The organism is Acinetobacter stercoris, from assembly GCF_900323515.1.
Taxonomy (GTDB): Bacteria; Pseudomonadota; Gammaproteobacteria; order Pseudomonadales; family Moraxellaceae; genus Acinetobacter; species Acinetobacter stercoris.
Genome location: NZ_OOGT01000010.1, coordinates 13,047 through 38,687, shown reverse-complemented (window position 1 = coordinate 38,687; position 25,641 = coordinate 13,047). Strand labels below are relative to the sequence as shown.

At 39.4% G+C, this 25,641-nt stretch carries 20 protein-coding genes; 13 read left to right on the top strand and 7 right to left on the bottom strand.

From position 1 onward, the window contains the following. Window positions 1–52: 52 nt before the first annotated feature. Window positions 53–1,351 (bottom strand): ABC1 kinase family protein, encoded by a 1,299-nt coding sequence (locus KPC_RS02085; RefSeq protein WP_121972775.1) that lies wholly within the window; start codon window positions 1,349–1,351, stop codon window positions 53–55. Window positions 1,352–1,592: 241 nt separating this feature from the next. Between KPC_RS02085 and KPC_RS02080 the strand changes: the two genes are divergently transcribed. Then, window positions 1,593–2,849 carry an SfnB family sulfur acquisition oxidoreductase gene (locus tag KPC_RS02080; RefSeq protein ID WP_121972774.1) on the top strand — a complete coding sequence of 419 codons (1,257 nt, stop codon included), beginning with the start codon at window positions 1,593–1,595 and terminating at the stop codon, window positions 2,847–2,849. A 13-nt stretch (window positions 2,850–2,862) separates the two neighbouring features. Beyond that, the gene (locus KPC_RS02075) at window positions 2,863–4,125 is read left to right on the top strand and encodes an acyl-CoA dehydrogenase family protein (protein ID WP_121972773.1); all 1,263 of its coding nucleotides are present in this window, start codon (window positions 2,863–2,865) and stop codon (window positions 4,123–4,125) included. Between the two features lie 78 nt (window positions 4,126–4,203). On the opposite strand, the gene KPC_RS02070 is transcribed toward KPC_RS02075, so the two are convergent. Next, window positions 4,204–5,502 (bottom strand): MATE family efflux transporter, encoded by a 1,299-nt coding sequence (locus tag KPC_RS02070; RefSeq protein ID WP_121972772.1) that lies wholly within the window; start codon window positions 5,500–5,502, stop codon window positions 4,204–4,206. 84 nt (window positions 5,503–5,586) lie between these two features. After that, entirely contained in the window at window positions 5,587–6,048 is a 462-nt protein-coding gene (locus KPC_RS02065; RefSeq protein WP_121972771.1) for a DMT family transporter, read from the bottom strand. 115 nt (window positions 6,049–6,163) lie between these two features. Between KPC_RS02065 and hemW the strand changes: the two genes are divergently transcribed. Together hemW and KPC_RS02055 are read left to right on the top strand one after the other, a co-directional pair. Then, complete coding sequence (gene hemW, locus KPC_RS02060; protein ID WP_121972770.1) at window positions 6,164–7,318, top strand: radical SAM family heme chaperone HemW; 1,155 nt, start codon at window positions 6,164–6,166, stop codon at window positions 7,316–7,318. 51 nt (window positions 7,319–7,369) lie between these two features. Beyond that, the gene (locus tag KPC_RS02055) at window positions 7,370–7,681 is read left to right on the top strand and encodes a hypothetical protein (protein WP_121972769.1); all 312 of its coding nucleotides are present in this window, start codon (window positions 7,370–7,372) and stop codon (window positions 7,679–7,681) included. 105 nt (window positions 7,682–7,786) lie between these two features. On the opposite strand, the gene KPC_RS02050 is transcribed toward KPC_RS02055, so the two are convergent. Beyond that, complete coding sequence (locus KPC_RS02050; protein ID WP_121972768.1) at window positions 7,787–9,610, bottom strand: acyl-CoA dehydrogenase C-terminal domain-containing protein; 1,824 nt, start codon at window positions 9,608–9,610, stop codon at window positions 7,787–7,789. A 249-nt stretch (window positions 9,611–9,859) separates the two neighbouring features. On the opposite strand from KPC_RS02050, the gene KPC_RS02045 reads away from it, so the two are divergent. Further along, complete coding sequence (locus KPC_RS02045; protein WP_121972767.1) at window positions 9,860–12,184, top strand: hypothetical protein; 2,325 nt, start codon at window positions 9,860–9,862, stop codon at window positions 12,182–12,184. A 46-nt stretch (window positions 12,185–12,230) separates the two neighbouring features. On the opposite strand, the gene aroE is transcribed toward KPC_RS02045, so the two are convergent. Further along, on the bottom strand, window positions 12,231–13,019 hold the full coding sequence (gene aroE, locus KPC_RS02040) for a shikimate dehydrogenase (protein ID WP_121972778.1): 789 nt from the start codon (window positions 13,017–13,019) through the stop codon (window positions 12,231–12,233). Window positions 13,020–13,600: 581 nt separating this feature from the next. Beyond that, window positions 13,601–14,539, bottom strand: a complete 939-nt coding sequence (gene hemF / locus KPC_RS02030; protein ID WP_121972765.1) for an oxygen-dependent coproporphyrinogen oxidase — start codon at window positions 14,537–14,539, stop codon at window positions 13,601–13,603. A gap of 363 nt (window positions 14,540–14,902) precedes the next feature. Here hemF and hemN point away from each other — a divergent pair, with 363 nt between their 5' ends. Further along, a complete protein-coding gene (gene hemN, locus KPC_RS02025; protein WP_121972764.1) occupies window positions 14,903–16,267 on the top strand; it encodes an oxygen-independent coproporphyrinogen III oxidase in 1,365 nt (454 codons plus the stop codon). 41 nt (window positions 16,268–16,308) lie between these two features. Here hemN and ribA read toward each other — a convergent pair whose 3' ends face one another. Beyond that, on the bottom strand, window positions 16,309–16,911 hold the full coding sequence (gene ribA, locus KPC_RS02020; RefSeq protein WP_121972777.1) for a GTP cyclohydrolase II: 603 nt from the start codon (window positions 16,909–16,911) through the stop codon (window positions 16,309–16,311). A gap of 315 nt (window positions 16,912–17,226) precedes the next feature. Here ribA and dxs point away from each other — a divergent pair, with 315 nt between their 5' ends. The 7 genes from dxs to mlaD all read left to right on the top strand — a co-directional run bounded on the left by dxs (window position 17,227) and on the right by mlaD (window position 25,635). Next, window positions 17,227–19,134 carry a 1-deoxy-D-xylulose-5-phosphate synthase gene (gene dxs, locus KPC_RS02015; protein ID WP_121972763.1) on the top strand — a complete coding sequence of 636 codons (1,908 nt, stop codon included), beginning with the start codon at window positions 17,227–17,229 and terminating at the stop codon, window positions 19,132–19,134. A 129-nt stretch (window positions 19,135–19,263) separates the two neighbouring features. Continuing rightward, a complete protein-coding gene (locus KPC_RS02010; protein WP_121972762.1) occupies window positions 19,264–20,094 on the top strand; it encodes an inositol monophosphatase family protein in 831 nt (276 codons plus the stop codon). A gap of 340 nt (window positions 20,095–20,434) precedes the next feature. Then, entirely contained in the window at window positions 20,435–20,671 is a 237-nt protein-coding gene (locus tag KPC_RS02005; protein ID WP_146196615.1) for a hypothetical protein, read from the top strand. Window positions 20,672–21,075: 404 nt separating this feature from the next. Further along, complete coding sequence (locus tag KPC_RS02000; RefSeq protein WP_121972760.1) at window positions 21,076–22,923, top strand: DEAD/DEAH box helicase; 1,848 nt, start codon at window positions 21,076–21,078, stop codon at window positions 22,921–22,923. 434 nt (window positions 22,924–23,357) lie between these two features. Further along, complete coding sequence (locus KPC_RS01995) at window positions 23,358–24,176, top strand: ABC transporter ATP-binding protein (protein ID WP_121972759.1); 819 nt, start codon at window positions 23,358–23,360, stop codon at window positions 24,174–24,176. Beyond that, window positions 24,173–24,952, top strand: coding sequence for a lipid asymmetry maintenance ABC transporter permease subunit MlaE (gene mlaE / locus KPC_RS01990; protein WP_121972758.1), 780 nt, complete (start codon window positions 24,173–24,175; stop codon window positions 24,950–24,952). The genes KPC_RS01995 and mlaE overlap by 4 nt, the downstream gene beginning before the upstream one ends. Beyond that, window positions 24,952–25,635: an outer membrane lipid asymmetry maintenance protein MlaD gene (gene mlaD, locus KPC_RS01985; RefSeq protein ID WP_121972757.1), complete on the top strand. Its 684-nt coding sequence runs from the start codon at window positions 24,952–24,954 to the stop codon at window positions 25,633–25,635. The genes mlaE and mlaD overlap by 1 nt, the downstream gene beginning before the upstream one ends. Window positions 25,636–25,641: the final 6 nt, after the last annotated feature.

The window sequence follows — 25,641 nt, the reverse complement described above, 5'->3', positions numbered from 1 at the left end:
AAATAATGTTGTCATGTGTTAACAACATTATGATAAAAATTATCTATTGTGACTAATCTAAAGGGGGAATGAGTTCGTTAAATATATTATTTAGATTGTCATGGACTTTTAAATGGATCAAGTTCCAGTAATGCCCAGAGATAGTTCTGTTCACCATCAGTGTGTCTGGAGAGGGTTTAAAAACATCCCAGTATTTTAGTGATTTTTTAACCAGTTTGACGCCATCATGATGAGCAGAGTTTTCTACAAAATCATAATTGGTCGTCAATGGGCGGAGTAAAACCTCAAGCCATGCTTTGTAAAGCTCATCTGGGAATTGACCAGTTTCAGCCAAGGCATCTAATGCTGTTAAATGCTTTTCAATTTCAGGAATATCATATTTTCGACCAGCTCGAACCAGTGCCTTAAAGTGCTCTACGATGTCATTGTTAAGTGTTTTTACACCGCCAAAGTCATAGATAATCACGCTGCCATCAGCTTTAAAAGCAAAATTTCCAGGATGCGGGTCACAGTGAAAGCGTTTTAAAAAGAAGATCTGCTGTCCTAAAGCCCGAATAAGTCGCTCACCAATTTCATTGCGTAGAGCTAGATCCCAAGTACTTGCAGTTTCAATACTTTCACCTTTTTCAAGGCTTAAAGTTAATATGCGGCGACTGGAGTATTCAGGGAAAACACGTGGGATAATAATTTTATGATCAAGCGCTTGATGAAAGGTTTTAAATACCTGCAGGTTTTGTGCTTCGATCTCATAGTTGAGTTCTTCTTGTAAGCTGTCCTGGATCTCTTTAAATAGACGATCTTGTAGCTTTTTATCTACTTTCAGAACCCCCATCAAGCGAAGTGCAAGACGTACCTGTTTTAGGTCACTTTCACATGCTTCATCAACACCAGGGTATTGAACTTTAACAACGACTTCCTCACCATTGGGTAGCACAGCTTTATGTACTTGCCCAATTGAGGCAGCAGCAAAGGGCTTTTCATCGAAGCTTTTAAAAACTTTTTCAAGCGGTTTGCCGAGTTCTTTTTCTACTTGCAGTTTGATGTCACTAAAGGGCATTGCAGGAGCCTGCCGTTGTAATTTGGCAATGGCTCTAGCCACTTCAGGAGGGAATATATCTTTGTATTGGGACGCGATTTGTCCCACTTTCATGACTGCGCCTTTCATCTCACCCAAGGTATCGGCAATCTGGACACCAATATCCTGAAATAATTTACTTCTCGCCTCGTTTTTTTGTTCTTCATCTGCGGTCAGGTTACGAATAGAGTTGGATACTGTTTTTGTGGCAATACTCGCAGTCATACTCGCGAGCTTCATAAAACGGCGACCAGGTGTACTCGCATTTTTTGACATGGGAAAAATCCTTAAACTGATGCAGCTTTTCTGTTTTTGATAATAGGCGACAAAAGAGGAGCTGCCTAGTTTTAATTGTTTGTTGCTTGTAAAAAATGAAAAAAATCATGGGTTAATCTATAGCTATAAAAATGAAAAACTTTTCAATTTCTATTTCATAAACAAAGCTTTAATAAATATAAACCAATATAGATTTTAATGCTAATTTGAATAGGGCTTTTATATTTGAGTACTACAAAAAATGGGAAATCTAGAACAAGGTTATCAGAATTTATCCAAAGAAACGGCTATTCCTCTGAGTGTTTTTGAAATTGAAGAAAATGCACATGTGATTAAAAGTGATGCTGAGGCGATAGAAGTCGCAAAGAAGCTGGCAGTTGAATTTGCAAAAGAGGCATCGGCTCGAGATCAGGAGCGCCGTTTGCCTTTGGATGAAATCAAACAATATTCGCAAAGTGGTTTATGGGCAATCAATATACCGAAAGAATACGGTGGTGCTCAGGTTTCATATAAAACGCTTGCTGAAGTGGTCAAGACGATCTCTAGTGTTGATTCATCTTTAGGGCAAATTGCACAGAACCATTGGGCATTTGTAGAGCATATTCGTTTAGATGCAACAGAAGAACAAAAGAAATTTTTCTTTGGATTAATTTTGAAGGGGATTCGACTTGGAAATGCATTTTCTGAAAAAAATGGAAAAAATGTTGCGGATTTACAAACCAAAATCACCAAAACCGAACAGGGATATGAAATTAATGGACGTAAATTCTTTGCAACAGGAGCATTGCTGGCACATTGGATACCAGCAGTTGCAGTGAATGACGAAGGGCAACCTTTTGTTGCACTGATTCCACAAGATACTGTCGGCTTGAATATTATTAATGACTGGAGTGGTTTCGGTCAGCGTACTACAGCAAGTGGTACGGTTGAGCTCAATAATGTTGCGGTTCGTGAAGAATACGTTATCCCGATTTATAAAGCCTTTGAACGTCCTACACCTGCTGGTGCGATTTCCCAGTTTATTCAGGCGGCTGTAGATGCCGGGATTGCCCGTGGTGCGATCGAAGAAACCACTCAGTATGTCCGGACTAAGGCTCGCCCATGGATAGATTCTGGTGTTGAACAAGCCAGTCATGATCCATTTACCATTGCCAACATCGGTGAGATTCGTATCAAGTTACGTGCTGCCGAAGCAGTTCTGGATCTAGCAGGTGAAGCTATTGATCGGGCGATTGAGAACCCGACAGAACAGCAAGTATCGGAAGCAACATTACTGGTTGCCGAGGCAAAAGTTTTAACGACGGAGGTCGCTTTACTTGCTGCCAATAAGCTGTTTGAACTGTCTGGAACACGTTCAACATTGTCGGAGTTAAATCTGGATCGACATTGGCGAAATGCTCGTACACATACATTGCATGATCCGGTGCGTTGGAAATATCACATTATTGGAAACTATTACTTGAACGGTGTTTTACCTCCACGTCATCCATGGAGTTAAGGGAGAAAATAAAATGACGGTTTTTAAAAATTTTGATTTTTCAAATCAGGAAGAATTGTCACTCGGGGCGGATATTGATTTGTTAAAAGCAAAATATTTTCCCGTTTTTGAGCAAATTGCTCAAGGGGCTTTATCACGAGAGCAGAATCGCGAACTGCCTTTTGATGAGATTAATAAATTAAAAGATTCTGGGTTTACTGCGGTTCGTGTACCTGTGAAATATGGAGGGGAAGGGGCGTCATTGCCACAACTTTTTGAACTTTTGACTGAGCTTGCAAAAGCCGATTCTAACATTGTGCAGGCGTTACGTGGTCATTTTGCATTTGTAGAAGATCGTTTAAATGCACATCGTGACAGCTCTCAAAAGTTCTGGTTTGATCATTTCGTTGCTGGCGAAATTGTGGGTAATGCCTGGACGGAAGTGGGTAATGTCAAAATTGGTGATGTTGCGACTCGTTTGACTCGAAATATCGAAGGTCGCTGGTTTGTAAATGGTGAAAAGTATTATTCAACGGGGAGTATTTTTGCTGACTGGATTGATTTGTATGCGTTTGATGATGTGAACCAGCAGGCAGTTATCGTGGGTGTAAACAGACATGAGAACGGTGTAACTATTCTGGATGACTGGGATGGTTTTGGACAGAAAACGACTGGAAGTGGTACATTGAAACTGGATAATGTTCATGTACATGAACAGAATATTATTCCCTTTGACACGCGTTTTAAATATCAAACAGCCTTTTATCAAGAGTTTCATCTGGCAACATTAACTGGGATTGCTCAGGCAGCAGTAGCGACTTTTAGTGAAGAAGTACGTAACCGTAAGCGTATTTTTAGTCATGGTAATGCAGATCTGGTTCGTCATGATGCTCAAGTTTTACAAGTTATCGGAAAGGCTTCTGCGCAAACATATGCCAGCGAAGCTGTGACTCAAAAAGTTGCTGCTAGCTTACAGGAAGCGTATTTGAGTCATTTTGCAAATTCGGATGTCATCGAGCAAAAAGCCAATCATGCATCAGAGCTGGAATCGGCTCAGGGACAGGTTGTTGTAAGCGAATTGGTACTGGATTTAACCACAAAGTTATTTAATGCCTTAAGTGCTTCGGCAGCAAGCTCGGCAAAATCTCTGGATCGTTTCTGGCGTAATGCTCGAACTGTTTCTTCTCACAACCCGCTTATTTATAAAGAAAAAGTAATTGGTGATTGGGAGGTGAATCAGGCAGATTTACCATTTGTATGGCAGATCGGTGCAAGTCCGCAGGCAAAAACGGCTTAAAAATCAGTAAGTATTTTAAGTGTGATTTGCTACATGATGAGTTTATGTAGCAAATCAAAAAGATTTTATATGAGTCAATTAAAGTTCTTTCTGCAAACGCTTGTTATTTTTATAGAGACGAGTCAACAGTAATACGCAAGCAACACTCAAGCCTACAATTAGTCCCGTCCAGACACCAGCAGCTCCCATGTCGGTAAAGCGAGCCAGATAAATACCGACTGGAAAGGCAATAACCCAATATGCGATCAGGGTGATCCACATCGGTCCTTTAGTATCCTGCATGCCACGAAGGCAGCCTGCAGCGCTGACTTGCCAGGCATCCATAAGCTGATAGGCGATAGCAAATAAAATAAGATACATTGCAGCAACAGATACATCATAGTCTGATGTGTATATAGACACGATAAAGGGTCTAAATGCTCCCATTAAAATCATGGTAACCAAAGCAAAGACAGTTGCTGTAATCAGACCAATTTTTTGAACCTTGCGCATGGCAACAAGATTTTTTGCACCATAATAAGTTCCGACCCGGATAGTGAGAGCCAATGCTAAAGACATTGGAATCATAAAAAGTTGTGATGTAACTGAAATCGCAATCTGATGAGATGCGACAACAATTTCACCAAGTGGACTAAGAATAATTGCCGCTGTGCTAAAAATACTGACTTCAAAAAAAATGGCTAAACCGATGGGTAACCCTAGTTTTAAAATACGTTTTACTAAAGTTAAGTCGATATTTTCCAAGCCACTAAATATTTGTGTTTTTTGATAACGTTTTGCTTTAAATACAAATAAGGCTAAAGTCATAAACATTAACCATTGTAAAATTGCCGTTGCAAAACCACATCCAGCACTGCCTAAATGAGGAATTGGCCCCATGCCATACATGAAAATCAGGTTGAGTGGAATTTGTACAATCAACGCGATCAGGCTAATCGCTGTAACAGGTTTAGGATAGCCTAAAGCTTCTGAATATCCCCGCAAAGTAGCATACATGGTTACAGCAGGCATACCGAAACCGATTGCATGTAAAAATAAACTGGCTTTGGGGAGTAGTGACTCAGGGACACCTAAAACTGGTAGTAGTAAGGGCATGGCTTGCAGAATGAGCATCGCTAAAATACCCAAAATAAGTGCAACCCATAGTGACTGACGAACAATGGATGGGATTTTTTCTGGTGTGCGTGCACCGTTGGCTTCTGCGACCAACGGAGTCGTAGCGATCATGATCCCGCTAAATAACAACATAACAGGAATCCAGAGTCCGACGCCCACAGCAATAGCAGCCAGATCGTTTGAAGACATATGCCCAGCCATAATGGTATCAATTAAACCAAAACCGGCCTGTGCAAATTGGGTAATCAAAATCGGTATCATCAGATGGAAGAGTTGCTTTAATTCAAAGCGGGTTGTCGTGACATGAGACACAAAAAATACTCGTTTTAATGTAATAAAAGGAAGTCAGCGCTGAAGCGTTAAAAGTACGCCTACAAAAATCGTGATTGCGCCAAGCAAACGTTGCCAGGAGATAGGTGTTTTTTCTGCACCAATTAAACCGAACTGATCCAAAATCATTGACATCACAATTTGTCCAAAGATAATCAGCCCTGAAAGTGTTAAAAAACCAAGTTTAGGTGCAGTATAAATGCTGATACTAATCGCATATACTCCCAGACATCCTCCTAACCAGAGAAACCACGGGATACTGATTAGCGATTCAAAGCTTGGTTTTTGTCCTTGCTGAAAAACAACCAGTAATGCGAGCACTATTGTACCAATCAAAAAGGATAAAAGTGCAGCTTGTAATGGAGAATAAAGATATTCTCGTAACTGAGTGTTAATTGCCGTCTGAAAAGTCATGGCTATCCCGATACCCATTGCCAATGGGAGCAAGATGAGTAATTGCGAACTCATTTTCATCATATTATTCATCTAATTGTTATTGCTATTCATCACAGTCTAAAGCAAATAAAACACAATGCCTATGATTGATTCGAGTCATGTTAAAATAATGTTTTAGTCTTTTTGAGCTTGATCTTTGGCTAGTTTGAATCCAGCATTAGTTCCATTATCACTTTATATCCATATGCCGTGGTGTGTACGTAAATGCCCATATTGTGACTTTAATTCACATGCGGTTCCTGATGGTAAATTAGCTCTGGCACTTGAGCAGACTTATTTGCAAGCTTTAGTTGAAGACTTCAAGACACAGGTTGAATTTGCCCAAGGACGCAGTATTCATAGCGTCTTTATCGGTGGTGGTACGCCGTCATTGATTTCGGCAAAAGGTTATGTATGGCTATTTTCCCAGTTAAAAAATATCCTTTCATTTGAAGAAAACTGTGAAATTACGCTAGAAGCCAATCCTGGAACAGTCGAACATGACCCATTTGCTGAATATCTACAGGCAGGAATTAACCGTCTTTCAATCGGGGTACAAAGTTTTAATGCTGAACATCTCAAACGCTTGGGACGTATCCATTCAAATCATGACGCGATTTATGCGATTCAACATGCAAAACAGGCAGGCTTTGAAAGGATAAATGTTGATTTAATGCATGGCTTGCCTGAACAGACTTTAGAGCAAGCACTTCATGATTTAAAACTGGCCGTGGAAAATGGAGCAACCCATATTTCTTGGTACCAACTTACGATTGAGCCAAATACCGTATTTTTTAGGGCTCAACCCATTTTACCTGTAGAGGATGTATTGGAGCAGATACAGGAGCAAGGGGAAGCCTATTTAAAGGCGAATGGTTTTATCAATTATGAAGTATCAGCCTGGCGTAAAGAACAGCCTTCAGCACATAATATGAATTATTGGCAATTTGGCGACTATCTGGCGATTGGAGCTGGAGCACACGGTAAAGTCACCAAGCCTGATGCAGTATATCGTTTTCAGAAAACCCGTTTACCGAAAGATTATTTGGCAAAAACACCTGCTGAGCATCTACATTTACAAGCTGTTGAATCAAAGGATATGCCATTTGAATTTATGATGAATGCTTTGCGGTTAAATGATGGTGTTCCTGCCCGGTTTTACACCCAAAGGACAGGACAACCTTTGTCAGATCTGGATGAATTATTGAGTTCATTACGTAAGCGTAATTTATTGGTTTCAGATGAAAATAGAATCGCATGTACAGAGCAGGGGCATATATTCTTAAATTCAGTTTTGGAAGAGTTTTTATAAGATATAGCTCTCTGTAAGTACTATTGAAAAATGTCTAAAAGGTTAACGTGAATGATCGTAAGAACTTGGCATGGTTGTGTCCCTGCTAAATATGCAAATGGTTTTGCTCAGCATTTAGAAAAGACTGGTGTAGAACACTCCAAAAGTATTTTGGGAAATTTGGGTGCTTTTGTACGGCATGAAACGCAAGGAGAGTGGGAGCATTTTTTCTTGGCAACTTATTGGGATTCAATCGAATCAATTAAAAAGTTTGCTGGAGAAAATTATCAAGTGGCTGTGACATATCCTGATGATGAAGCATATGAGCTTTTATCGGATCCTTATGTTTTTCAACATGAAGTTTCTAATATCGTTGAGTTTTAGGCAAGAAGCCTTGGACTATCAATCGTTCTTGACTTGCGAAAATGATAGCAAAGTTATCAATCAAATGTAAAAAAGGGCGCTTAAGCGCCCTTTTTGAGATAAATCTTAGTAATCGAAACTAAAATGTTCTGATGCTAATGAAGTCAGTGTCTTAGAAGGATTCACCATTGATTCTGCATGACCTTGGGCACGTGGTAGTAGACGTTCAAAATAGAAATCAGCAGTTTTAATTTTTGCCTTATAGAATTCAGGTACTTCTTTGCCATCGCCATTTGCGAGTTTTTCAGAAGCGACAGCTGCCTGTTGTGCCCAATAATAAGCCATCATTGCGTAGCCAGAGAACATCAGGAAGTCAACCGAAGCACTGGATACGATGTCACGGTCTTTACGAGCAGCAAGCATGATACGGACAGTCAACGCATTCCACTGTGCACAGATTTTGGTTAAATCCCATGCAAAACGACGCATGTATTTGTTACGTGCATGCACACCACAGAATTTCAGGATTTCAGCGGTATATTCACGAACGACTTTACCTTTTGAAGAAAGCAAAACTTTACGACCAATCAAATCCAGTGCCTGAACACCTGTTGTACCTTCATAAAGGGTAGAAATACGTGAATCACGAACAATTTGTTCCATGCCGTGTTCTTTAATATAACCATGACCACCAAAGACTTGCATACCGTGATTCGCAGCTTCAAAACCAAGTTCAGTCAAAAAGCCTTTTAAAATTGGGGTATAAAAGCCAAGTTTGTCATCATACTCATCAAATTTTGCCTGGTCACCCTGAGCAAGTGCATCGGTCATTTTATCAGCAATTTGGGCTGCATGATAAATCATCGAACGACCACCTTCTGCGATTGCTTTTTGTGTTAAAAGCATGCGACGTACATCAGCATGATGAATGATTGCATCAGCGACTTTATCTGGATCTTTTTTACCTGAAAGAGCACGCATAGACATACGCTCTTTGGCATATGGCAAAGCACCTTGAAAAGCCAGTTCAGCATGTGCCAGACCTTGTACCGCAGTACCAATACGTGCTGTATTCATAAAGGTAAACATGGCATGTAAGCCTTTGTTCGGCTCACCAATCAAATAGCCAATCGCATCATCAAAATTTAAAACAGCTGTTGCTGATGCTTTGATCCCCATTTTATGTTCGATTGAACCACAAGTGACTGGATTGCGCTCACCAACGCCACCTTCTGCGGTTGGAATAAATTTTGGTACGATAAATAGCGAGATACCTTTAGTCCCTGCTGGAGCATCTGGAAGTCTTGCAAGGACAATATGAATAATATTTTCAGTTAGGTCATGTTCCCCTGCTGAAATAAAGATTTTTGTACCTGTGATTTTATATGTACCATCAGCATTCGGTTCTGCTTTGGCTTTGACCTGACCCAAGTCGGTACCACATTGCGGTTCTGTTAGACACATGGTGCCAGACCAAGTCCCTGCAACGAGATGTGGCATGTAGGTATTTTTTTGCTCATCAGTACCAAATTGCATGATGGTATTCATACAACCCATGCTTAGACCTGGGTACATGGTAAATGACCAGTTTGCTGTACCCATCATTTCTGATTTAATCAGATTTAAAGACATAGGTAAGCCTTGACCACCAAACTCTTCTGGATAAGAAAGGCCTTGCCAGCCACCTTGAACAAACTGATCGTATGCTTCTTTGTAACCTTTTGGTGTTGTTACCTCACCATCCTTAAAATGGCATCCTTCGTCATCACCTGTTTGATACAAAGGTGAAAGAACATTTTCACAATAATCTGCTGCACCTTCTAAAATCATATCAACTGTGTCAGCATCAGCATTTTCACCAATCGATAAAGTTTTGTAATGCGCAGGGTAATCGAGGACTTCGTTCATTAAAAAACGGATGTCACGAAGAGGGGCTTTGTATGCTGGCATAGGGTTTATCCTAATTTATATACTTTTGAGTTTTTCATTCAATACTTTGATTATTCATATTGAAACTAAAAAAGCATTGATAAGAGTATGCTAAAAAAATGTCAGAAAGGCGAATTTGGTATAAAAAGTACAGTGCATTTATACTGTTTTTTGTTAAACTTGATGGGTTTTACTTTCTGTTGGTGTGCTTGAGTGGTGAGCATATTTCCTTCTTGAAATATAATTAGATAAAGGTTTTTAAAAAAAATTATGCGTTTAAAATATTTAAGTTTCTGTATCTTTGGATTAAGTTTATCTGCATGTTCATCCCATGTCATAAAAACCAATGCAGTAAGTCAAAACAAAAGTGTGCAGGAGCAGGCAATCTATGGCATTAATGCGTTATATGATTATCCAAGTTACGATTATCGTGGTTCGATCAAGTTAAACTTGATTCAAAATAAATCTTCCAAAAATGCAGTACAAAATATTAGTTTAGAGAATGACCTGAAATTTAAAGTTGATCAATATTTAAAGGCACAGCAGATTCCGCTCAACAAAATTGAAAAACAGAAACTTTATCAGTCTATAGCAGAGCAGAATTTGCCTTTTCAGAGAGTATTTCCCGATAGAAATTCCTATTTTATGCGTCAGTTTTTTAACGATCTGGATCTAACTTATGATGGTTCAGTCCATTATCGTAAGAAATTAATTTCTCTAAATTTAAATGCAAAATATAACAAGCCTAACTTGAAAGTTGAGGCTCGTATCCCATCAGTCGTGGATTTGAAAAATTATAAACTTTATACCAGTTTTTCAGGTGTTATGCCTTATCTGATCGCACCAGAAAATCAGGATAAATTTGCATATTATGATTTCTCAAAATACAAGGATTATATTGATAAAATAGATGCCAAAGCTTTTGTACAGCTCCTAAAAGAGGCAGGAGCGATTAACTATTTGTTGGCTCAACCAGATCAGTTGCGAGTAGTTTCTGTAACTAAGCAGGATGCAGCGCTAGGTGTGGTAAAAAAAATCAGATTAGATAGTTCGCTTGAAGAAATGCTTTTGCAAAGTCGTCTGTTTAATACTGCAAATCAGCAATATTCAATGAATCAGGTATTTAAAGTTACCGGGCAAGATTTTGCAAGTATTATGCAAAAACAGCAATCGCGAAATATCGAAGGTGAACCAAACCATCAACAAGAAGAAGCACATGCCGCCGAATTAGCAACTGATATGGCGGATGAAGCAGAGCTGGCATCACAGACTGAAGATTTATATGTTCCTAAGGACCGGACTTTTGATGTCGAAGCTCGTAAAGCGATGTATCAGTTGCAGATTGCTGTACAAAATTATTTAGATCAGGAAGATAGTATCGAAGCAAAGCGTCAGGGGCGCATAGCCGATGTGGAAGAGGAAGAGAAGAGAGTTTCTGAAGAGGATGAAAACTATTTAACTTATCAGCAATGCCATGATTTGGGGCAATCGCCTCAGAAAATTAGCTATGGTGATGTGGTTTATTGCAAGAATACATTTGCATTGAATATCTTAAATGTTAAAACATCTGAAAATGTAGAGATTAAGCAAAAACAAGCTGAGTTAACAGAGAAATTTTCCAAATACGGTTCGGATCAGTTGCTTGATGCAAATACCTTTAAAAACCTCTGGCTTGAGAATCAGCGGGCGATTGATGCAGCACTTCCAAAACCTGAACAACGTCAGCCCTTTGTTACTGTAGTGGGTCTGGATCGGGAAGGGCGTATTGTAACGGTTGATTATGATTTTTCTCAAAAATCCAAAGAATTGGGGACAGATTTTAAGTTTAAAATAGATATGCAAGTATCCAATTATGGTCATGCAACAGCGATTGATCAGAAGGCTTTGAATAATGCCAAATCATTTAAAGAAATGTTTAAAGGTTCATTTTTAGAGTCTGTTTTAGGCAAATATACCAAGAACCAATCAACAGGGAAATTGTCTTGGGATGATCAGTTAAAAGCTTTAGCAAAACAGACTTATCAACAAACCAAGTCATATGAGAAAACTTATGTTGCAGTATTTATTGCCAAGTTAACTGCTTCAAATCCTGATAGTGTCAAACAATATTCGGTTCAGGAATTACAGGAAATAGCACAGGTTTATGCATATTGTTATGCAGATAAAGATGTTTATAGTCCTAAAGGTGTTGCTTTGACGAAAGTAAAGGCATTACAGAAAAAACATCATCTTGATCTCTATGGACAGTTTGATGATGATTTGGGCAGTTCGATAAATGATCTTGTATTACCGATTTGGAAACAAGGGCAAGCAGAGCAGGCAGTGACTAAATTGCTTACTCAATATAAATCGCCGCAAGAGGTTTTTGCACAATATTATGCAGATTTATATGCTCAAGAGAATGATCTGGATCAGTATGAACGTGAGCAAATGCAGAAAACGGCAAAAATTTTAGGTCATGTGTATGTAGCGATGCATAGCCGCAAATTTAGTGAAAATGATCTGAAGGGTATTGAAAATAATCTGGATGAATATATTGATTATTCGATATTTATTTATACCTACCAAGCCATGCTAGATACAAAAGTGAAGTAGGGTTACAGCAATAGAAGAGCCGAAAAGGTTCTTCTATTACTAGATTTTAAAGAAAATCTTTAAGGTCAGGTTTAACGCCATTCCAGATAGAGAAAGACTCTATGGCTTGCCCGACCAGCATTCCATAACCTTCAGATGTTTCAACACCGCGGGCTTTTGCCTGCTCTAAGAAGCTTGATGGTTTGCCATACGCCATTTCATACGCATATTTAAAATTTAAGGTTTCAGGTAAGAGCAAAGCATCACCTGTTAAGCTTGCTGACGTTGCATTGATTACAAAATCAAAATCCCCAGATAAATCCTCAAGTTGCATGGCAGTAAGCTCTGATTGAGGGATCGCTGGTTTTAAATCTTTTACCAGCTGTTCGGCACGAGACAGAGTGCGATTTGCAATGACAATTTTACGTACTCCAGCTTTTGACAAAGGATAGATCACGCCACGTGTTGCACCACCTGCACCAATAATCAGGACAGAGCTGTTTTTCAATTGCCAATCTAGAGCTTGGATAGCTTCAACCAATCCTTGACCATCGGTGTTATCACCATATAGCTGCCCCTCATGCATCCAGAGCGTGTTGACAGCCTTAGCAATTTTTGCACGCTCAGTAAGCACCTGGCACATGGCATAAGCACGCTCTTTAAAAGGGACAGTGACATTCATCCCTTTTCCACCTTGCGTGAAAAACTCTGAGACACTTTGTTCAAACTCATCAAGTTCAGCAAAACGCTTTACGTAATTTAGATCAATTCCTGTTTTTTGGGCAAATGCATGATGTAGTTCAGGCGAGCGAGACTGTTCGATAGGATGACCAATAACGGCGAATTGATTGCGCATGACAACATAACTCAGATATTGAAATGGCATCAATATACGTCAATTTTTACAGACTGCAAAAATAAATTGGTGATTGAGAGGCGAGAGAGAAAACCACAAACTTTGAAGAAGGATCAAAATTGAAGAATGATGAAAGTATGGGATGAGTTTTAGGGATTACAAATAGCCTCAATTGCATCAACAAAAAGTGCAGCTATAACAATTAACAGTGCAATTCCGGACAGAACACTAAAAATGATAGATACGCTATCAGAAATAGTATCATCAAAAGCGAGAGTGACTGAGATGGAACATAACATTGCTGCCAGAATGCCGAAGAAGCATAAGACTTTGTAATTTCTNAATAATTTAAACATAATTTTACTCTTAACTAAATGAATCAAAACTCATAGCTTACTGGCGAGTGTCTGCATACAATATAGTAAATAAGAATTCAAACTATGAGATGCAATATAGTGTAGTCTCTTCCTTAGTAAAAGTATGCATCTTTGCGTAAATAATGATCATTAATTGTTAGTAAATTTAACCATCAAAAAAACCACCCTTTTACTAGAGGATGGTCTGATTGTAATTCATTGATATTAAAGTTCTGTTAACCAGTCGTGAGGTTTTAGATAATAATCTGTCAGACGTTTTTCCCGTGAACCTTCTGGCCATTCTGCACGGTATGACCAGGAAACAAGGTTTGGTAAGCTGACCAGAATCGATTCGATACGCCCACCTGACTGTAATCCAAAAATAGTGCCACGGTCATAAATAATATTAAACTCTACATACCGTCCTCGGCGATAAAGCTGAAATTCACGCTCAGCCTCACTATATGCCTTGTTCTGGTTACGTTCAAATATTGGAATAATGGCATCAAGATAACCGTTACCAACAGACTGAATGAATTTAAAACAGGTGTCAAAATCCCAGCGATTCAGATCATCAAAAAATAATCCTCCAACACCACGTTGTTCATCCCGGTGTTTTAAATAAAAATAATCATCACACCATTGCTTCATTTCAGGGTAAACATCAGTACCAAAAGGTTGGCATAAATCATGTGCTTTCTGATGCCAGGTCAAAATATCTTCATCGTTAGCATAGTAAGGTGTTAAATCAAAACCTCCACCAAACCACCAGACGGGATCTTGTCCTTCTGGTTCTGCAACGAATAAACGTACATTGGCATGTGAGGTAGGTACATGAGGATTTTTAGGGTGGATCACCAATGAAACGCCAAGAGCCTGTGCCTTGCAGTTGGCAATTTCGGGATGCCTTGCTGTTGCTGTGGGTGGTAGCTTACTAATCTGGATGTGAGAAAACATTACCCCACCTTTTTCAATGACAGTCCCATTTTGTAAGACTCGAGATCGTCCACCACCACCTTCTGGACGCTCCCAATCATCTATTTCAAATTTGGCTGTACCGCCCCCTGCAAGTTCTTGTTGTTCTAGGCTGTCACAAATACGCGACTGTAAATCAAGGAGAAAATCACGAACACGTTGAATATCAGCTGAAATATTATTCTGCATGATGACCCTCTTAGGGAAAATAAAAACTACTTACATCAAAGCATAAAATAATAAAAAATTTAAGGGATATTTATGAGGCTAATGTTGAATCGTTCACAGATAGACAAAGTTTATTTCTATAGTTACCTACCTATATAATCGTATATTAATGTTAGTTTGAAGCATTAAAGTGTTTTGTTTTGAACTCCTTATGAACTATGCCCATTCCTTTGGTAAAATTGATTTAAATCGAATTCATAGATCATTTCTTGAAATGTTCTGAGGAAAGAATCACAATAACCTGAGTAATTATAGTTTTACGAATTTTATTTATTTTTTAATGTCATGTTGTGGTCAACAGCATTGTTTAGAGTTTTATTGGGTATGGGTATTTCTTTAGTTCAAAAATATAATGTTCCTGGACCACGCTACACCAGCTATCCTACAGTTCCATATTGGGAAAGCCATACATTTTCTATTCAAGCATGGCAGCAAAGCTTGCAACGTGCTTTTACTGAATCTAATGCGAATGAGGGAATCAGTCTCTATATTCATTTACCATTTTGTGAAAGCTTATGCACTTTTTGTGGTTGCCATAAACGTGTAACCAAACGTCACGAGTTAGAACAACCTTATATTCAGGCAGTGCTAAAAGAATGGGATTTATATTGTCAATTGCTTTCTGAACGGCCAAATATCAAAGAGATACATCTAGGTGGGGGAACGCCGACCTTCTTCTCTGTTGAACATTTGACTGAACTGATTCAGGGTATTTTAGCTAAATCCAATATTGCTGATGGGCATGAATTTAGCTTTGAAGGTCATCCTAATAATACGACAAAAGAGCATTTACAAGTCTTGTATGATTTGGGTTTTAGGCGAGTAAGTTTTGGGGTTCAGGATTATAATCTAAAAGTTCAAAAAGCGATTCACCGCATACAGCCTTTTGAAAATGTTAAAAATGTAACCGAGTGGGCAAGAGAGATTGGTTATGAATCTGTTTCTCATGATTTGGTCTTCGGGCTGCCATTTCAAGAACTTGAAGACGTACTTAATACAATTGACCAGACCAATGTGTTAGCTCCAGATCGCTTAGCATTTTATAGTTATGCACATGTACCGTGGATTAAGGGAAATGGGCAGCGAGGCTTTAAAGATCATGATGTGCCAAAAGATAACGTCAAAAGAACATTATATGAAGAAGGTAAAAAAAAGCTTCTAGCAAATGGTTATCATGAAATCGGAATGGATCATTTTGCGCTGGAAAAGGATGGTATGTACCAGTCTTTTGTAGAAGGTACTTTACATCGTAACTTTATGGGGTATACCGCCTCTAAAACCAAAGTTATGATCGGTTTGGGACTCTCATCTATTAGTGATAGCTGGTATGCCTTTGCCCAGAATGAGAAAACTCTGGAAGATTATTATGCCCGTTTGGAAAATAATGAGATTCCCGTATTTAAAGGTCATGTATTGACTGGGGAAGACCTGATAATTCGTCAGCATATCCTCAATCTGATGTGTACTTTTACTACATCCTGGGCTGACACTCACATGTATTTTTCTGAGATTCCTGATTTATTAATTCAATTACAGGAAATGCAAAAAGACGGGTTATTGGAAGTGGGGAAACAACAGATTTCCATTACTGAAAAGGGTAAGCCGTTTGTCAGAAATATTTGTATGGCGTTTGATTTGCGATTGAAACGTAAAGAACCTGATACACAAATTTTTTCGATGACGATTTAATTTAGACTCATGATCAGGAGTTGTTATAAGAAAAAGATGACTTAAAAGTCATCTTTTTGGTACATATGTGACATACGTTCATGTTTGGTCTTTAAATAATCTTCATTATAAGGATTAAGACCCACAGTGAGTGGGACTCTATCCACTACATTTATGCCCAAATCAGTCAGTGCTTTAATTTTTAAAGGATTATTAGTGATCAGTTTGACTGCTTTGACTTGTAAATGATCGAGCATGATGCTGCACATATCATATTGTCTGGCATCGGCAGGCAAGTTGAGTAGCAAGTTTGCATCAACGGTATCATGCCCTTGATCCTGCAATGCGTAGGCACGAATTTTATTGGTCAAACCGATACCACGCCCTTCCTGACGCAAGTATAAAATAACCCCTTGTCCCTCAGTGTTAATCAACTCCATGGTTGAATGTAGCTGGGGACCACAATCACATTTTAATGAACCAAAAGCATCACCAGTCAAGCATTCTGAGTGAATACGCACCAGAACAGCTCCCGTTGGTGCAGTGTCTAATCCTTTAGAAAGTGCCACATGTTCTTCACCTGTTTTTGGGTCTTGAAAGACTGTGATTTTAAAGTCACCAAAAGCTGTGGGTAATTTAGAGGTAGCAACAAATTCTATTGGCACAGGTTCATCCATTTATCGTTTAGAAATTAGCTAAAGTATAGCGTAATGCTTGGACATTGGTAGAATTGTAAAGTGTGATTTTTTAGCAGAAGTTTTTCTTTTTTTCACAAAGCACACAATAATAGTTGATAATGACCAGGATTATTCAGGATAATTAGGGAAGTTAAACTATAGAACACAAACGTATCTGAGCTTTATTTGATGAAAGCTTCATTATAAGTGTGGCTGATTGAATGTGATATGATGCGATCTTACGATCGTTAACCTGTTTTACCTAGCTTAGGATTTGCCAGGCTTTAGAAGGCTTTGCCACATATGTTGTATACCGAAATACCAAGTCAACGTCCTGTTACACCATTGTTGGATAAAATTGATCATCCTCAACAATTACGTGAATTAGAGCAAAGTCAATTGGCAACTGTTGCGGATGAATTACGTCAGTATATTCTATATGCCGCAGGTCAAAGTGGTGGGCATTTTGGTGCAAATCTTGGTGTCATCGAACTTACAGTTGCTTTGCATTACTGCTTTAATACACCTAGAGATCGTCTGGTATGGGATGTCGGTCATCAGTCTTATCCACATAAAGCCCTGACCGGTCGTCGTGAATCATTAACAACGATTCGTGCTAAAGATGGGTTAGCTGCTTTTCCTGCACGTGAAGAATCTGAATTCGATACTTTTGGTGTAGGTCATTCATCTACAGCAATTTCTGCTGGTTTAGGCATGGCTTTGGCTCGCCATTATCAGAATGATCCTTGTGAAGTCGTATGTATCGTAGGTGATGGTGCAATGACAGCAGGTATGGCTTTTGAAGCCATGAATGATGCCGTTGCTCATGATGCAGATTTGATGGTCGTGTTAAATGACAACGATATGTCTATTTCATGCAGTACAGGTGGATTTGCTAGGCATTTGGCTGCGATTTGGGAAAAAGGACAATCAGTCAATATTGATGATCAGGGAAAGGCATTTATTCAGGATCATCCTGAATGGAGCTATAATTCACGTTTACATGCATCGGCAACTGATGCCGCTGATAATCTGTTTAAAGCGATAGGTTTTGATTATTTTGGCCCATTTGATGGTCATGATCTAGATCAGCTTGTACAGGTTTTTAATGCACTTAAAAAACGTAAAGGTCCACGTTTAATCCACGTTTATACTAAAAAAGGTAAAGGTTTTGCTCCTGCAGAAGCTGATCCAATCAAATATCACGCTATTTCAAAAATTACGGCTTCACCTTCGAACAAGGTTACAGCACCTAAATATTCCGATGTTTTTGGGCAATGGCTCTGTGACGAAGCTGCTCAGGATAAACGCCTACTCGCAATTACTCCAGCGATGTGCGAAGGTTCGGGTATGGTTCAATTTGCAAAACAATATCCAGCACGTTTCTTTGATGTTGCTATTGCAGAACAACATGCTGTTACTCTCGCTGCAGGTATGGCATGTGAAGGTTTAAAACCGGTAGTTGCAATTTACTCGACATTCTTGCAACGCGGATATGATCAGCTTATCCATGATGTTGCTTTACAAAATCTGGATGTGACTTTTGGCATTGATCGTGCTGGTCTGGTTGGTGAAGATGGGCCAACGCATGCAGGAGCATATGACTATGCGTATATGCGTACAGTACCAAATATCGTGATCATGGCACCGAAAGATGAAAATGAGTGCCGTCAAATGCTACATACAGCATATCTGTATAATGGTCCTGCTGCTGTACGTTATCCACGTGGTAATGGCTTAGGTGTAGAAATTAAACAGGAGCTTACTGTACTGGAAATCGGTAAAGCTGAACTTGTTGCTGAATATAATCCTGGCCATGATGAACAAATTAGCATTCTTGCTTTTGGTAGTCGGGTAAGTACCTCAATTACAGCTGCAAAAAATCTGGCAGAACAACATGATGTTGGAGTTCGTGTTATTAACATGCGTTATGTTAAGCCACTTGATGAACAAATCATTCGTGATTTTGCAGACCACACCAGTATTTTTGTGACGGTTGAAGAGCATGCTGTTATGGCAGGTGCAGGTAGTGCTGTGAATGAATTCTTGGCTCATGCACAAATTGTTAAACCTGTTTTGAATTTAGGTCTGCCTGATAGCTTTATGCATCAAGCGACACATGCCCAGATGTTACAAGCTTGCGGTTTGGATGAAACAGGTATTCAAAAATCAATTGAAAAGGCTTGGTTAAAGCTTATTCAACATGTTTGAGTGATGTTTTCACAGTATTTTTAAAATTTTAGAAACATTTTTCCCCTAAAAGCGCTTTCATTTGTTAAAATGTCTGCGCTTTTATGCATTATTCTTTATCAGTATCTTCAAATTTGTAGTGGGTGTTCAATGGAACCTATGGTGGTGATGGCTGCGCGTGCGGCTCAATTAGTTGGTCAAGAGCTTTTAAAAGCGCATCAAAATCGTCATAAACTTGATCTACAAGTCGAAGAAAAAGGGATTGATGGTCCTGTAACTCGTGTCGATCGTTATATCGAACAGTTAACCATTGATACCTTACGCAAAAGTTATAAAAACCATAGCTTTCTTGGTGAAGAGTTTGGTATGCAAGAGGGTAAAGGTCACGATGCTGATTGGTGTTGGGTGATTGATCCTCTTGATGGTACTTTAAACTTTATTAATGGTTTCCCTCATTTCTGTGTTTCTATTGCAGTTCAACATAAAGGTGTGACTCAGCACGGTGTTATTTATGACCCTGTGAAAGATGAGTTGTTCTCTGCTAGTCGTGGTCGTGGTGCCATGATGAATCAGCGCCGTATCCGTGTAAATGTTAAGGATAGTCTGGAAAATACTTTCCTGGCTGTTGGTCATGCTTATCGTGCAAAGCGTAATGGTGAAGTGATTTCTTATGCAAAAAATCATTTTGAATCATTGCTTAACGTAACTGAAGCTGGTGCACAATACCGTCGTGGTGGTTCCGCTGCTCTGGATTTGGCTTATGTTGCAGCAGGTCGTTTTGATGGTTATTTTGAACTGGGTTTAAAACCTTGGGATATCGCAGCAGGTGAGTTAATCGTTAAAGAAGCGGGTGGTACTGTTGTAGATGCACGTGGTGGTTCAGATTCTATGGATAATGGTCAGGTATTGGCCTGTTCTATGAAAATGTTGAAACCATTGATGCAAGCAGTTGTTCCAGCCTGGGGTGAAGCTGCAAAATAAGTTTTACTTTGAATTTGTAGATTAGGTTTAAAAAGCTCTCACTGGTTGGGAGCTTTTTTTAAAGGAATGTGATCAAACTTAGTAATATATAATCGTAATTTTAAATATCTGGGATTACACGATATGACGATAGCATATAACTAAACAGAGTTTATCGAGAGAAAATAAGGGGGGATTTACTGGATAAAAAAAAGTTATTTAGTATTAAGTGGTTATCTGAAAATTAAAACAGGAAAATCCATATCTTAAAATAGATGGTTCTAAAACAACTCAAGAGCAATGTGAAAGATTATTGTTATTAGAGCATGATGGACATGGGGAAATTATTTGGGATCTTCAGATGAGAAAAGATCCTCATGCTATTTCTTATATAAAACAAGCAATTTTTTTAAAGCCTAAATTGGTATATTTAGCGAGTCTGGAAGATTCCTGCTATTACAAAAAATGCCTTTGGGTATTACAAGAAATAGGCACACCAGAAGCTATAAATTTAATAGAAGAATTTACATACTCTGATCATAAGGAGCTTGCTGAGCAGGCGAAGTATAGGATTTATCGAATGTATGATGGAGCTTAATCTGGTTTCATTGGTTCTGTGGTGGAATTACAAAAAATGGATTTAAATTGGATTAAATGAGTTTTAAATCCAATTAAAAGAAAAAAACAATAATACCTAATGACATTATTAAAAATTCTGCTATAATCCGCGCACGCACTTAATTTCCGTTCATTACCTGAACATTCTCTTCTTATCATTGTGTATGCGCGTGCGGTCCAAAGAGAGGACGATATCTCGCGCCCCAATCGCTTAAGCGATTCATTCAGGTTAAGCCCGTAATCATGCGTGCGTTATATCACATCGTCGTTACTCGGATCGCCGCTGAATTATCTAGTTTTCAGCGTATATTGCTGTACCGCTTTTTGCCGATGTCCATCTGACTATATTTTAATGGAGCACCCCAGTTGAGGGTGAAAATCTCTATGAGCAAAACTTTTGCTGAATTTCCTTTACACGAGTCGCTTCAAAAAGCTCTTGAAAGCCTTGGTTTTACGAGCCCTACACCTGTACAAGAACAAGCGATTCCAGCAGCTTTAGAAGGTAAAGACCTTCTTGTTTCGAGCCAAACAGGTTCTGGTAAAACTGCTGCATTTTTACTCCCAACTCTAAATGCTTTAACTGGTCAGGATACTTTCGTACCATTTAAAGAACGTATGAAAGCTGTAACCCAGCCAAGTATTTTGGTACTTTGCCCAACACGTGAATTGGCTCAGCAAGTGAGTCAGGATGCGATTGCATTGGTACGTCATATGAAAGGTGTACGTATCGCCGCTATTATGGGTGGTATGCCTTTTGGTAAACAGATTCAACAATTAAAAGGTGCACAGGTTGTTGTTGCGACTCCAGGTCGTTTGCTTGATCTTGTGAATCGTCGTCAAATCAAACTTGATAAAGTTAATGCTTTGATCGTTGATGAAGCAGACCGTATGCTGGATCTTGGTTTCTCAGAAGATCTGGAAGCAATCAGTGACCTGGCTGCAAACCGTACACAAACATTAATGTTCTCTGCAACTTTTGCTGATCGTATTATTAGCCTTGCAGAACGTATGATGAATGATCCAGAGCGTATCGCAATTGAAACTGGTCATTCTACAAATACTGATATTACACAAACTTTACATTGGACAGATGGTTTTGAGCACAAGAAAAAATTGCTTAGCCATTGGTTAAATGAAGAAGATGTTGACCAGGCTGTTGTATTTGCAAGCACTCAAGAAGATACAGATATGCTTGCTGAAGAACTTTCAGAAGCGGGTCATTCTGTTGTTGCACTACACGGTGCAATGCCGCAAACGGTTCGTAACCGTCGTTTACGTAGCATCCGTGAAGGTCGTGCAAAAATTTTAGTTGCAACTGACGTTGCCGCACGTGGTCTTGATGTCCCAACAATTTCTCACGTGATTAACTTTGGTTTACCGATGAAACATGAAGATTATGTACACCGTATTGGTCGTACAGGTCGTGCAGGTCGAACTGGTAAAGCAATCACTTTGGCGACTTATCGTGAACGCGGTAAAATCCGTGCTTTGGAAGACTATTTGGAAACACGTTTAAATGTTTCTGAAATCGAAGGCTTAGAACCATCTCCACCTCCTGCACGTTCTGGACGTGGTGGTCGTGATGGCGGTCGCGGTAATGGCGGACGTCGTGATGGTGGTCGCGGTCGTGGTGGTTTCGGTGGCGGACGCCGTTTTGAAGGTGAAAGCAACTTTAAACGCCGTGAAGGTGGACATGATGGCGAGCGTCGTCGTTTTGATGACAAACCACGTGGTGAACGTTCGTTTGGTGGAGAAGATCGTCCACGTCGCGAATTCAATTCAGATCGTCCACGCCGTGAAGGTGGTTTTGAAGACCGTCCTAAACGTTCGTTTGGTGGAGAAGATCGCCCACGTCGCGAGTTTAATTCAGATCGCCCACGCCGTGAAGGTGGCTTCGGGGATCGTCCACAACGTTCATTTGGTGGAGAAGATCGTCCACGTCGTGAGTTCAACTCAGATCGTCCGCGTCGTGAAGGTGGTTTCAACGATAAACCGCGTTTTGACTCAAATGATGACAACCGTGGTAACCGCGTAGATTACAAACCACGCCGTGAAGGCGGTTTTGGTGATCGTCCTAAGCGCTCATTTAGTGAAGATCGCCCACGCCGTGAAGGTGGTTTTGGTGATCGTCCTAAACGTTCATTTGGTGGAGAAGATCGCCCACGTCGTGAATTCAATTCAGATCGTCCACGCCGTGAAGATGGTGAACGTCGTCGTAAATTTAACGACTAAGACGCAAAATACCTCAAAAAAAAGCCTGTGTTCTCACAGGCTTTTTTTATTGCAGGGTATTTTTAATAGTTATTGCTAAATGTATAATGGGTCACGTTATAATATTCCAATTAACAGTGATGAATAGAAAATATGCCAACAACAAAGTAAGAACAGAGCCAGTGTTTCAAATACTGCCTTTTATGTTTTTAGTGTTGCTGGTACTCAATGTTGCATATTTTGTTGTGAATTCAATTGCGTAGATTTTTTTTGTTATTGATGCAAATAGGCATTATTAATAAAAAAATATTCAAATCAATGTTACAATTCAGGTCAAATTTATAAAAATGATAAAATAGAACACTGTGTTTCAAGTGACTCATTTTAAATTGTGACAAAGTTTGATCTAATCAGATATAGTATGCACGCTGATAAACTCAGGAAAATGTTCAGCTATGAATAATTCGTCTCCTCAAAATACTCAAGAACTCATTGAAGTCAAGAACTTGAGCTTTAATCGAGGGGAACGCATCATTTATGACAACATAAGTTTGAAAATTCGTCGTGGACAAATAACAGCAATTATGGGACCGTCAGGGACAGGTAAAACAACTCTATTAAGACTGATTGGTGGTCAATTGACTCCAGATCAGGGTGAGGTTTTACTGGATGGCAAGAATATTGTCGATATGTCTCGTGCAGAGCTTTTTGCTGCGCGTGCCCGTATGGGAATGTTGTTTCAAAGCGGTGCGTTATTCACTGATATGTCTGTTTATGAGAATGTTGCGTTCCCAATACGGGCACACACCAAGTTACCAGAAAATATCATTGCTGAATTGGTTGCTTTAAAACTTGAATCTGTTGGTCTTCGTGGTGCAGAAAACCTGATGCCATCTGAGCTATCAGGTGGTATGAATCGTCGGGTTGCTTTAGCAAGAGCGATCGCACTGGATCCAGATCTGATCATGTATGATGAACCATTTGCAGGACAAGATCCGATTGTGATGGGCGTTTTGACCCGTTTAATTCGGTCTTTACGAGAGGCTCTGGATTTAACCACGATTATTGTTTCTCATGATGTTGATGAGACTTTATCTATCGCCGATTACATTTATGTTGTCGCAGAAGGGAAAATACAGGGTGAAGGTTCACCAGCAGATATCAAAGCACATGCTTCACCATTTGTTCAACAGTTCTTAACAGGCGCAGCTGAGGGTCCTGTGGATTATCAGTTTAGTCATCAAGCTTATTTAGATAGCGAGGTACGTTCATGAATGCTATTGCCTTGCTAGGTAGACGCGTTATTGAACGTGTTAAGGGCATTGGTGTGGCTACAATTATGTTGCTGCAGATTTTATGCTCAATGCCAACCTGGATTGGGGTAAAGCTTTTTATTTACCAGATGTATCGGGTTGGTGTGTTATCACTTTTGATCATTGCTGTTTCTGGTCTGTTTATTGGTGCTGTCCTCGGTCTGCAAATGTATAACATTCTGGTCACTTTTGGTAGTGAATCCATGCTAGGGACTGCGATAGCTCTAACACTGTTACGTGAGCTTGCACCAGTAGTTGCAGCTTTACTTTTTGCAGGTCGTGCAGGTTCTGCACTAACGGCTGAAATAGGTTTGATGAAAGCAACAGAACAACTTTCCAGTATGGAAATGATTGGTGTTGATCCATTAAAACGAGTTGTTTCCCCAAGACTTTGGGCAGGAATTTTTAGTTTGCCTATGCTTTCCGTGATTTTTGCCGCTATCGGTATTGTCGGTGGAAAAATGGTAGGGGTAGACTTTTTAGGTGCTGATGACGGTTCTTTCTGGAGCGGTATGCAAAATTCTGTCCGTTTTGGACATGATATTTTCAATGGCACCATTATCAAAAGTATTGTATTTGCTTTAATTTGTACTTGGATTGCGGTTTATCAGGGTTATGCCTGTGAACCTACATCAGAAGGTATCGCGACATCTACGACACGCACAGTCGTGTATTCATCACTTTGTGTCTTAGGTTTTGATTTCGTGTTGACTGCGGTCATGTTCGGAGGAGTTTAATGAAATCACGTACTAGTGAGTTGGCCGTAGGTATATTTGTCATTATCTTCGGTGTGGCTTTATTTTTCTTGGCCATGAAAGTCAGTGGTCTGGTTGGCACGAACATGAAAGATAGTTATAGCATGAATGCTACTTTCGATAATGTGAATGGTTTAAAACCGCGTGCAAAAGTGACTATGAGTGGTGTAACCATTGGTCGTGTGGAAAATATAACACTTGACCCTGTAACCCGTCTTGCCAAAGTCAATTTTGATCTGGATGGTAGATTAACAACTTTCAATGCCGAACAGTTAAAAACTGTGCAGAAAAATGCATTAGAAGATTTACGTTATAGTTCTGATTACCAGTCTGCTGCGCCTGCGCAACAAAAAGAAATGGAACAGAAACTAATCAGTAACATGAAATCCATCACAAATATTGATGAAGATGCTTACATAATGGTTGCAACAAACGGTTTATTAGGTGAGAAATACTTAAAAATTGTTCCAGGTGGCGGCTTAAATTATCTGAAACGTGGCGAGAGTATAGGAAATACTCAAGGTACGATGGATCTTGAAGACTTAATTACTAAATTTATTACTGGTGGTGCAGGGAAATCAACATCAGATGGCTCAGTAGGTTCGAAAGATGCATCATCTGCATCAACAGAAACTACTGATGCTGAAACTTCATTCACCGAATAAGCATTA